At 73.3% G+C, this 10790-nt stretch carries 6 protein-coding genes and 2 pseudogenes; 1 reads left to right on the forward strand and 7 read right to left on the reverse strand.

The features are described 5' to 3' along the window. The 6 genes and pseudogenes from NBW84_RS17770 to NBW84_RS17795 all read right to left on the reverse strand — a co-directional run. Positions 1 to 492 (reverse strand): annotated as a pseudogene (locus NBW84_RS17770) (hypothetical protein); the annotation flags it as partial. After that, positions 489 to 1940 carry a tRNA (N6-isopentenyl adenosine(37)-C2)-methylthiotransferase MiaB gene (gene miaB, locus NBW84_RS17775; RefSeq protein ID WP_445548754.1) on the reverse strand — a complete coding sequence of 484 codons (1452 nt, stop codon included), beginning with the start codon at positions 1938 to 1940 and terminating at the stop codon, positions 489 to 491. The gene miaB and the pseudogene NBW84_RS17770, both read right to left, overlap by 4 nt. Before the next feature lie 59 nt (positions 1941 to 1999). Then, the gene (gene rny, locus NBW84_RS17780; RefSeq protein WP_250285858.1) at positions 2000 to 3673 is read right to left on the reverse strand and encodes a ribonuclease Y; all 1674 of its coding nucleotides are present in this window, start codon (positions 3671 to 3673) and stop codon (positions 2000 to 2002) included. 269 nt (positions 3674 to 3942) lie between these two features. Beyond that, complete coding sequence (locus NBW84_RS17785; RefSeq protein WP_250285859.1) at positions 3943 to 4437, reverse strand: regulatory protein RecX; 495 nt, start codon at positions 4435 to 4437, stop codon at positions 3943 to 3945. A gap of 16 nt (positions 4438 to 4453) precedes the next feature. Further along, on the reverse strand, positions 4454 to 5491 hold the full coding sequence (gene recA, locus NBW84_RS17790) for a recombinase RecA (protein ID WP_250285860.1): 1038 nt from the start codon (positions 5489 to 5491) through the stop codon (positions 4454 to 4456). Between the two features lie 241 nt (positions 5492 to 5732). Continuing rightward, on the reverse strand, positions 5733 to 5927 hold the full coding sequence (locus tag NBW84_RS17795; RefSeq protein WP_250285861.1) for a DUF3046 domain-containing protein: 195 nt from the start codon (positions 5925 to 5927) through the stop codon (positions 5733 to 5735). 55 nt (positions 5928 to 5982) lie between these two features. Between NBW84_RS17795 and NBW84_RS17800 the strand changes: the two genes are divergently transcribed. Then, positions 5983 to 10416 (forward strand): Lhr family helicase, encoded by a 4434-nt coding sequence (locus NBW84_RS17800; protein WP_250285862.1) that lies wholly within the window; start codon positions 5983 to 5985, stop codon positions 10414 to 10416. Between the two features lie 9 nt (positions 10417 to 10425). Here NBW84_RS17800 and NBW84_RS17805 read toward each other — a convergent pair. Further along, positions 10426 to 10790: pseudogene (locus NBW84_RS17805) on the reverse strand (hypothetical protein); the annotation flags it as partial.

Raw genomic sequence — 10790 nt, forward strand, 5'->3', positions numbered from 1 at the left:
CCCGCCGGGCGCGCCGGCCGTCCGCCGTGCGCTGCCGTCGCCCATCACCAGCAGGGCGACCCGCCGCGCCGAGCCGGCGAGCTCGGCGCCGATCCGGGCGGCGTCCGCCGCGCTGGTCGTCGCGCTCACGCCGAAGCCGGTGACCGCGCCCTCCCACCGGGCCTGCCCGAGCAGCCAGGCCCCGACCGTCAGCGACAGCGGCAGCGCCGGGGCCGCCTCCGGCGTGGGAGAGGCCGCCGCGGGAGGATCCGGGACGCGTCCCAGCGTGACCGACAGCGGCACTCCGTAACCGGCCATGCTTCCGGACTCGCCTGCGGCGTACGGCCCGGTCCGTGGCGCGTCACCCACGACGACGACCACGTCCGGGCCGCCGGCCACAAGCCGGCGCACGGCCTGGACCGCCGGCTCACGCACCGCGACGGCCTCACCGGCGGCGAGCTCGGGGACGAGCAACGGTGGATGCGGGCAGAGCACCGCCGCCGTCAGCGTCACCGCCGCAGCGCGGGCATGCCGAGCAGCGTGGGCGCGCCCGCGGCGGCCGCGGCGGCCGGCCGTTCCCGCTCGGCCTCCCACAGGTCACCGGCCCTGGTCCGCCGGTGGGCGAGCAGCGGGCCGTCCGCGACGAGGTGATGGGGCGCGCCCCGCGTGACCGCCGTCCGCACCACGTCACCGGGACGGATCAGGGTGGCCGACGGCGCGCCCAGATGGACCAGCCGGCCGTCCCGGGCGCGACCGGAACGCCGCCCGGTGGCGGCGTCCTTGCGCCCCTCCCCCTCGACGACGAGGACCTCCACCGGCTGGCCGACGAGCGCGCGGTTGCCCACCCAGGAGACCTCGTCCTGGACCGCCACGAGCCGTTCGTAGCGGTCCCGCACGACGGCCGGGTCGACCTGGCCGTCCATGGTGGCGGCCGGGGTGCCCGCCCGCGGGGAGTACTGGAAGGTGAAGGCCCCGGCGAACCGCGCCTGGCGCACCACGTGCAGGGTGTCGGCGAAGTCGGCCTCCGTCTCGCCCGGGAAGCCCACGATGATGTCGGTGGTGATGGCGGCGTGCGGCATCGCGGCCCGGACCCGCTCGAGGATTCCCAGGAAGCGCTCCTGGCGGTAGGAGCGGCGCATCCGCCGCAGCACCGCGTCCGACCCCGACTGCAGCGGCATGTGCAGCTGCGGGCAGACGTTCGGGGCCGTCGCCATCGCCTCGATCACGTCGTCGGTGAAGTCCCGTGGATGCGGTGAGGTGAACCGGACCCGCTCCAGCCCCTCGATCGTCCCGCAGGCGTGCAGCAGCTTCGCGAACGCCCCGGGATCGCCCAGCGACCGGCCGTAGGAGTTCACGTTCTGGCCGAGCAGGGTGATCTCGATGACGCCGTCGGCGACCAGCGCCTCGACCTCGGCCAGGACGTCGCCCGGACGCCGGTCGGTCTCCCTGCCCCGCAGGCTCGGCACGATGCAGAAGGTGCAGGTGTTGTCACAGCCGACGCTGATGCTCACCCACGCCGAGTGGTGCGTCGAGCGGCGGGAGGGCAGCGCGCTGGGGAAGACCTCCAGCGCCTCGACGATCTCGACCTCGGCCGCCGCGTTGTGCCGTGCGCGCTCGAGCAGCACGGGCAGCCGGTGCAGGTTGTGGGTGCCGAAGACGACATCCACCCAGGGCGCCCGCTCGGTGATCGTCGCACGGTCCTTCTGCGCGAGACAGCCGCCGACCGCGATCTGCATGCCCGGATGCTGCTTCTTCGCCGGGTACATCTGGCCAAGATTGCCGTAGAGCCGGTTGTCGGCGTTCTCGCGGACGGCACAGGTGTTGAACACCACCACGTCCGGCGTGGCATCCGTGGCCGCGGGCACGTAGCCGGCGGCATCCAGCATGCCGGCGATCCGCTCGGAGTCATGGACGTTCATCTGACATCCGAATGTCCGGACCTGGTAACTGCGGGGACTCACACAGCCAGCCTACGGCGCGGGCGCAACAGACACTTTCCACCACCTCTGACAGGCGGCCCCTATCGGGCGGTCTCGACGGCGCGGGTCTCGCGGACCACCGTGACCCGGATCTGACCCGGGTAGGTCAGCTCGTCCTCGATCTGCTTGGCGACGTCACGGGCGAGTATGTGCGCGGCGATGTCGTCCACCTGCTCCGGGACGACCATCACCCGGACCTCGCGGCCGGCCTGCATCGCGAAGACCTTCTCCACCCCCGGGCGTTCCCCGGCGATCTGCTCGATGCGCTCGAGCCGTTTGACGTAGGACTCCAGGCTCTCCCGGCGGGCCCCCGGCCGTCCGCCGGAGATCTGGTCGGCGGCCTGGGTGAGCACCGCCTCGACCGAACGCGGCTCGACCTCGTTGTGGTGCGCCTCGATGGCGTGGACGATCTCCTCGTCCTCGCCGTAGCGGCGGGCGATCTCGGCGCCGATGAGGGCATGGCTGCCCTCCACCTCGTGGGTCAGCGCCTTGCCGAGGTCGTGGAGCAGGGTGCCCCGTTTGGCCAGCGCCGGCGGCAGCCGCAGCTCGGCGGCCATGATCCCCGCCAGGTGCGCGGACTCGATCAGGTGTGCCAGGACGTTCTGGCCGTAGCTGGTCCGGTACCGCAGCCGCCCGAGGATGGCGATCAGCTCGGGGTGCATCTCCGCGATACCGGTCTGCATGAGCGCGTCCTCACCGGCGCGCACACAGCGCGTCTCGACCTCGCGCCTGGCCCGGTCGTGCTCCTCCTCGATGCGGTGCGGGTGAATCCGCCCGTCTCCGACCAGGGCCTCCAGCGTGATCTTGGCGATTTCGCGGCGTACCGGATCGAAGCAGCTGAGCAGTACCGCCTCGGGCGTGTCGTCGATGATGACGTTCACGCCGGTGACCGACTCGAACGACCGGATGTTGCGCCCCTCACGGCCGATGATGCGGCCCTTCATCTCGTCGCTGGGCAGGTGCAGGACGGAGACGACCGACTCCGTGGTCGTCTCCAGGGCGACCCGCTGAATGGCCAGCGTAACGATCTTCCTGGCCCGTTCCTCACCCTGCTCCCGGGCCTGTGCCTCGATGTCACGGACCAGTACGGCCGCGTCCCGCCGGGCGTCGGCCTCGACGACCTTGACGATTTCGGCCCGCGCCTGGGCGGCGGTGAGCCGGGCCGCCTCCTCCAGCGTCCGGCGGCGTTCCTCCTCCAGGTCGACGACCTCCGCGCGCCGCCTGGCGAGTTCGGCCTCCCGGGCTGCCAGGTCGTGGTCCCTGGCCTCGATGTGACGGGCCTGTTCATCCATGGCGGCGGCGCGGGCCTCCAGCCGCTGCTCGCGCTGGGCGAGACGGGCGTCCCGCTCGTGCAGCTCCGCCCGCAGCGCCCGCACCTCCTCCTCGGCCTGCGTCCGGAAGGTCTCCGCAGACTTCCGGCCGGCCTCGCGCGCCTTCGCCTCGACAAGGGAGCCACGCAGCGCCAGCTCCGCATCGGCCCGCTCCCGCAGCGCCCGGGCGTTCTCCTCCGCGCGGCGGAGCAGGTCCGCGGCCTCCCGCTCCGTCTGCTCCCGCAGGCCGGCGGCCTGCCTGATGATCTCAGCGGCTTCGCCGGGCTCGGCCGTCGCCACCTCGGCGTCAGCGCCTCCCGAACGCAGGACGCGCAGGAGGAGCAGCGTGATTACTCCCAGACCCAGGAGCACGCAGACGGCAAGCACGACGAGGAGAACGCTCATCGGTCCTCCTCCCTCAGCCGGGATCGACCCGCGATCAGCGGGCCGGAACGGCGAGGGACTCACGAAACGGGCTGTTCCGGAACTCGTGAAGGCGTGTTGCCACCGACAAACGCCTGAGCCCACGCGGATGCGGCGGCGTCCGCAGACGTCGCGATCCGGGCCAGCCGCCCTCGTGTGAAGTTGTTTCGCACTATCGGAACCGCGTCACCGCGGGAGCCCTCTCACCTTTGCTGAGAGTAGGTCTGCGACTCATGGACGGTCAAGAAAAGCTAGTCAAGCGAACCATCCGCGACCTCCTCGGTGACCACTCGCACAACAAGATCGGACGGGTAGCCACGACGGCCGAGCAACGCGGCCAGACGCCGGGTGCGCACCTGGGCCGGCAGCCCTGCCATCGCCGGCATACGACGTCGCACCAGCTCCCGCGCGGCGGCCTCCTCGTCGTGGGTGTCCAGGTTGTCCTGGTCGGCGAGCGCCGCGGCGATGACCTCCACGTCGACCCCCCGACGGCGCAGCTCGTGCACGAGCCCGTGACGCCCCAGGCCGCGGTTCACCCGCGCGGAGGAGATCAACGCGGTGGCGAACGCCCTGTCGTCGACAAGACCCACCTCGGCCAGGCGGGCCAGCACCGCCCGCGCGGTATCGGGATCCACCCCACGCCGCGCCAGGGTGGCAGCCAGTTCCGCGTGGCTTCGCGGCCGGGCCTCAAGCTGACGCAGACAGATCTCCCGCGCTCTGGCGACCGGGTCCGCGGCCTCTTTCACAGGTCCGCGGCCTGTTTCACAGGTCGGCTGGCGGCGGGGACGCCGGATCCACGTCGAGCGTCGGCACCAGGCCGAGCTTTTCCTTGATTCGCTTCTCGATCTCGTCGGCGATGTCGGGGTTGTCCCGCATGAAGGAACGAGCGTTCTCCTTGCCCTGGCCCAGCTGGTCGCCGTCGTAGGTGTACCAGGCTCCCGACTTGCGGATGATGCCGTGCTCGACCCCCATATCGATCAACGAGCCCTCCCTGCTGATGCCGCCGCCGTAGACGATGTCGAACTCCGCCGTGCGGAACGGGGGGGCCATCTTGTTCTTCACGACCTTCACCCGAGTACGGTTACCCACGGCATCCGCCCCATCCTTCAGGGTCTCGATGCGGCGGACGTCCAGCCGCACGGACGCGTAGAACTTCAGCGCCTTGCCGCCCGTGGTCGTCTCGGGCGAACCGAACATGACGCCGACCTTCTCGCGGAGCTGGTTGATGAAGATGGCGGTGGTCCCCGAATGCGACAGCGCACCGGTGAGCTTGCGCAGCGCCTGGGACATCAGCCTGGCCTGCAGACCGACGTGGCTGTCACCCATCTCACCCTCGATCTCGGCCCGGGGCACGAGGGCCGCCACCGAGTCGATGACGATGATGTCGATCGCGCCGGACCGGATGAGCATGTCCGCGATCTCCAACGCCTGCTCACCGGTGTCGGGCTGGGAGACCAGCAGCGCGTCGGTGTTGACCCCGAGCTTGGCCGCGTAGTCGGGGTCGAGCGCGTGCTCGGCGTCGATGAAGGCCGCGATCCCGCCGGCGGCCTGGGCGTTGGCGACCGCGTGCAGCGCGACGGTCGTCTTCCCGGACGACTCCGGACCGTAGATCTCCACGACGCGGCCACGCGGCAGCCCACCGATGCCGAGTGCCACGTCCAGGGCGATGGAACCGGTCGGGATGACCTGGACCGGTGGGCGGGTGTCGTCACCGAGCCGCATCACCGAGCCCTTGCCGAACTGCTTGTCGATCTGTGCGAGGGCGTTCTCCAACGCCTTCTCGCGGTCGAGTCCTGCCATCGGGGTCACTCCAGGCTGAGGTCGTCGATTCTTGGCCACGATGGCGACGGTAGGGGGCGGGTCCGACAATTTCGAGCGCCGGGCCGCGCCTGTGGACAACTGGACGGTCGAAGCAGCCACGATCAACAGCCTTTCTCACCCCACCGGGGCACCTCGCTACTCGACATCCACAGTAGGCGAACATGCGTTCGATGGCATCATCGACACGCCGTCGACACGCTGAGGCTCCCGGGATGGAGCCTCAGCGTTCGCGCGCGGGCACCCCGAACTCCTCGCACACCGCCCGCCAGACGTCCTTGGCGTCGTCACCGCGGGCGAGGGCCGCCTCGACCGTGGCCCCGCCGAGCCCGGCGACAACATGGTCGCGGGCAACCGACTCCGCGTACCCGGAGCCGAACTGCTTGTTCATTCGCGCCCAGAACTCGGTCAGCCGCACGGGTGCAAGTCTGCCCTTCCCGACAGACGGACTCGTGACAGGCAGACTCGAAGGCATGCCCGCGCCGTCCCCTCTCACGCTGTTCTCGGCCCCCACCCGGGCCTGGTTCACCGGCGTGTTCCCCGCGCCCACCCCCGCGCAGGCCGGCGCGTGGGAGGCGATCAGCCGCGGGGACGACGTGCTGGTCGTCGCCCCGACCGGCTCGGGCAAGACGCTCGCCGCCTTCCTGTGGTCGCTGGACCGCATCGCCCGCACCGGCCCTCCGGCCGACGCCTCCCGGCGCTGCCGGGTGCTCTACGTCAGCCCGCTCAAGGCGCTGGCCGTGGACGTCGAACGCAACCTGCGGGCCCCGCTGGCCGGGATCCGGGCCACCGCGGCGCGCCTGGGCCGGCCCGAGCCCGACGTGCGGGTGGGCATCCGCTCCGGTGACACCTCCGCCGCCGAGCGGCGGGCGTTCGGGCGGCTGCCCCCGGACGTGCTCATCACCACGCCCGAGTCGCTGTTCCTGATCCTGACCAGCCAGGCGCGCGAGGCGCTGCGCGGGGTCGAGACGGTCATCGTGGACGAGGTGCACGCCGTGGCCGGTACCAAGCGCGGCGCCCATCTCGCCCTGAGCCTGGAACGCCTCGACGCGCTGCTGGACACCCCCGCCCAGCGGGTGGGCCTGTCGGCGACGGTGCGCCCGGCCGAGGAGGCCGCGCGCTTCCTCGGGGGCGCCCGCGCGGTCACGGTGGTCCGCCCGTCCACGGACAAGACCCTGCGGATCGACGTGGTCGTGCCGGTGCCGGACATGACCCAGCTCACCGGCCCCAGCACCGACACGCGGCCGGCGGCGTCGATCTGGCCGGCCGTGGAGGAGCGGATCCTCGACCTCGTCCTCGCGCACCGCTCGACCATCGTGTTCGCCAACTCCCGCCGGCTGGCCGAACGGCTGTGCGCCCAGCTGAACACCCTCGCCACAGCGGAGGTGGCCCGGGCGCATCACGGCAGCGTCAGCCGGCAGCAGCGGGCGCTCATCGAGGACGATCTCAAGGCCGGCCGGCTGCCCGCGGTCGTGGCCACCTCCAGCCTGGAGCTCGGCATCGACATGGGCGCCGTCGACCTCGTCGTCCAGGTCGAGTCACCACCGAGCGTGGCCGCCGGCATGCAGCGGGTGGGACGGGCCGGGCACCAGGTCGGGGCCGCCAGCCGCGGAGTGATCATACCCAAGCACCGCGGTGACCTGCTGTCGTGCGCCGTCGTCGCCGAACGGATGCGCGACGGCGGGATCGAGCAGCTGCGCTATCCGCGCAACCCGCTGGACGTGCTCGCCCAGCAGATCGTGGCGATGGCCGCGATGGACCCCTGGCAGGTCGACGACGTCGCCGCGCTGGTACGCCGGGCGGCCTCGTTCGCGACGCTGCCGCCGTCCGCCCTGGATGCGGTCCTGGACATGCTCGCGGGCCGCTACCCCAGCGACGACTTCGCCGAGCTGCGTCCCCGCCTGGTCTGGGACCGGGCCACCGGCACCCTCACCGGCCGGCCCGGCAGCGGGCGGCTGGCGGTCACCAGCGGCGGCAGCATCCCCGACCGCGGCCTGTTCGGGGTCTTCCTGGTGGGTGAGAAGGCCAGCCGGGTCGGCGAGCTGGACGAGGAGATGGTCTACGAGTCCCGGGCCGGCGACGTCGTTCTGCTCGGGTCGTCGAGCTGGCGGATCGAGGAGATCACCCCCGACCGGGTGCTGGTGGCCCCGGCGCCGGGCCGGCCGGGCAAGCTGCCGTTCTGGCACGGCGACACGCTCGGGCGTCCCGCCGAACTCGGCCGCGAGATCGGCGCCTTCACCCGCGAGCTGGCCCGCCTCGACACCGGGCCGGCGCGCGAGCGCCTGCGGGCGGCCGGGTTCGACGGGTGGGCCACCGACAACCTGCTCGCCTACCTCGCCGACCAGCGGGCGGCCACCGGGCATCTGCCGGACGACCGGACGATCGTCGTCGAACGCTTCCGGGACGAGCTCGGCGACTGGCGGCTGGCGGTCCACTCGCCCGTCGGCGCCCCGGTGACTGCGCCGTGGGCGCTGGCCATCGCCGCCCGGCTGCGCGACCGCTACGGCGTCGAGGTGCAGATCATGCACTGCGACGACGGTGTCGTCGCGCGGATCCCGGACGCCGGCCTCGCCCCCACCGCCGACGTGGCCGTGTTCGACCCCGACGAGATCGACGCGCTCGTGCGGGCCGAGGTCGGTACCAGCGCGCTGTTCGCGGGCCGGTTCCGGGAGTGCGCGGGCCGGTCGCTGCTGCTGCCGCGGCGCACCCCCGGCCGCCGGACGCCGCTGTGGCAGCAACGGCAGCGCAGCGCCCACCTGTTGGAGGTGGCAGCCCGCTTCGACGACTTCCCCGTGGTGCTGGAGACCATGCGGGAGTGTCTGCAGGACGTCTTCGACGTCCCCGCCCTGACCGGGCTGATGCGTCAGGTCGCGGCCCGCACGCTGCGTGTCGTCGAGGTGGAGACCGCGGCACCCTCGCCGTTCGCCCGCTCGATGCTGTTCGGCTACGTCGCGGCGTTCATGTACGACGGGGACACCCCGCTGGCCGAACGCCGGGCCCAGCTGCTCGCGCTGGACAGCTCCCTGCTCACCCAGCTGCTCGGCCAGGCCGACCTGCGGGAGCTGATCGACGCGGCCGTGCTCGCCCAGGTGGAGGCCGAGCTGCAGCGCCTGGCACCCGGCCGGCGGGCACGTGACGTCGAGGACGTCGCCGACCTGCTGCGCGTGGTCGGCGACCTCAGCACGCCGGAGGCGCTGGCCCGCGGCGCGGCCCCGGCCCACCTCGCCGAGCTCGCCGACACCCACCGCGCGCTGCGGGTACGCATCGCCGGCGAGGAACGCTGGGTGGCCGTCGAGGACGCCGGCCGGCTGCGCGACGCCGTCGGCATCCCGGTGCCGGCCGGGGTGCCGACGGCCTTCACCGAAACGGTCCGCGACCCGCTCGGCGATCTGCTCGCCCGCTACGCGCGCACACACGGCCCGTTCGACGCCGAGGCGGCCGCCGACCGGTTCGGGCTGGGGGTGGCGGTGGTGACCGCCGGTCTGGAGCGGATGCTCGCCACCGGCCGGCTCGTCCGCGGCGAGCTGCGCCCGGGAGACACCGGAGAGCAGTGGTGTGACAACACGGTGTTACGGATACTGCGCCGACGCAGCCTCGCCGCCTCCCGCCGCGACGTCGAACCCGCCCCGACGGCGGCCCTCGGCCGCTTCCTGCCCGCCTGGCAGGGGATTTCACACGGCCGGGACGGCGCGCACGGCGGCAGCCACGGCGTCGACGCGGTGCTGCGGGCCATCGAGCAGCTGCAGGGCGCGCTGATGCCGGCCAGCGCCTGGGAGCAGCTCATCCTGCCCGCCCGGGTGGCGGACTACCAGCCGGGGATGCTCGACGAGCTGTGCGTGTCCGGTGAGGTGCTGTGGGCCGGCGCGGGCGGGCTGCCCGGCAACGACGGCTGGCTGGCCCTGGTCCTCGCCGACAGCGCCCCCCTGCTGCTGCCACCACCCGCCCCGGACGCGGCGGGCACCCCGCTGCACGCCGCCGTGCTCGAGGCCCTCGACGCGGGGGCCGCTCTGTTCTTCCGGACCCTCTCCGACCGGGTCACCAGCCTCGACGACGCCGCGCTCGCGGCCGCGCTGTGGGATCTGGTGTGGGCGGGCCTGGTCACCAACGACAGCCTCGCCCCGCTGCGGGCCTCGCTGGCCGCCCGCCGCGGCAGCCATCCGACCGCCCGGCGCAGCCCACGGTTACGCCCGGTCCGCTATTCCCGCCCGGCTGTCCCCCGCCCGCGCATGCCGTCACGGACCGGCCCGCCGACGGTGGCCGGCCGCTGGTCGCTGCTGCCCGAGCGGGATCCCGACCTGACCCTGCGCGCCCACGCGCAGGCCGGGACGCTGCTCGACCGGTACGGGATCGTCACCCGCGGCGCGGTCACGGCCGAGGGGCTCCCGGGCGGTTTCGCCGGGGTGTACCGCGTCCTGTCCGCCTTCGAGGACAACGGGCAGTGCAGACGTGGCTACTTCGTGGAATCCCTCGGCGCGGCCCAGTTCGCCGTCCCCGGCGCGGTCGACCGGCTGCGGGCGACGCCGGCGACGTCCGGCGCGACCGTGCTCGCCGCGACCGACCCGGCGAACCCCTACGGCGCCGCCCTGCCCTGGCCGGCCAGCTCTTCGGGACACCGGCCGGGACGCACGCCGGGCGCGCTCGTCGTGCTCGTCGACGGCGAACTGGCGCTGTACGTCGAACGCGGCGGCCGGACGCTGCTGACCTGGACCGACGGCCCCGGACGGGTACAGCCGGCGGTCGACGCCCTCGCGCTCGCCGTGCGGGACGGCTGGCTGGGGCAGCTGTCCGTGGAGAAGGCCGACGGCCAGGCCGTGCTCACCAGCGAGCTGCGCGCCAGCGAACTCGGGCAGGCCCTGGAACGCGCCGGCTTCCACCCCACGCCCCGCGGCCTGCGGCTACGGGCCTGAAGCCTGCGGCTACGGGCCTGAACCATCCCGCATGAGTTCGCGCAGGCCGTCGGCGAAGCCGCGCAGGGCTGCGGTCCCTCGCTCGAGCTCGCCGCCGCGCCCCATCCCCGGCATCCCCGGCCCCGCCGGCGACAGCGCCGACGGTGTCGAGGCGAGCAGGTCACTGGCCGCGGCCAGCATCTCGTCGAGAGCGTTCGCGGCGGTCGTCATCGCGCTCACCAGGCCCATGATCATGCTGGTGATCTCCGCGCGGCGGTCCGGGTCGACGACCGCGCGCGCCGCCGACTCGGCGGCCAGCACCCGGGCGGCCTGGCCGCGCAGACCGTCGACCACCTGGGCGGCCGACACCATCGCCGCGCGGACCGCCTCGGCGG

Source organism: Protofrankia sp. CiP1_Cm_nod2 (assembly GCF_920664355.1).
Classification (GTDB): Bacteria; Actinomycetota; Actinomycetes; order Frankiales; family Frankiaceae; genus Protofrankia.

Coding starts and splice junctions, on each gene's coding strand:
- rny (WP_250285858.1), bottom strand. CDS start 3,673: ATGAGCGTTCTCCTCGTCGTGCTTGCCGTCTGCGTGCTCCTGGGTCTG.
- recA (WP_250285860.1), bottom strand. CDS start 5,491: ATGGCAGGACTCGACCGCGAGAAGGCGTTGGAGAACGCCCTCGCACAG.
- NBW84_RS17800 (WP_250285862.1), top strand. CDS start 5,983: ATGCCCGCGCCGTCCCCTCTCACGCTGTTCTCGGCCCCCACCCGGGCC.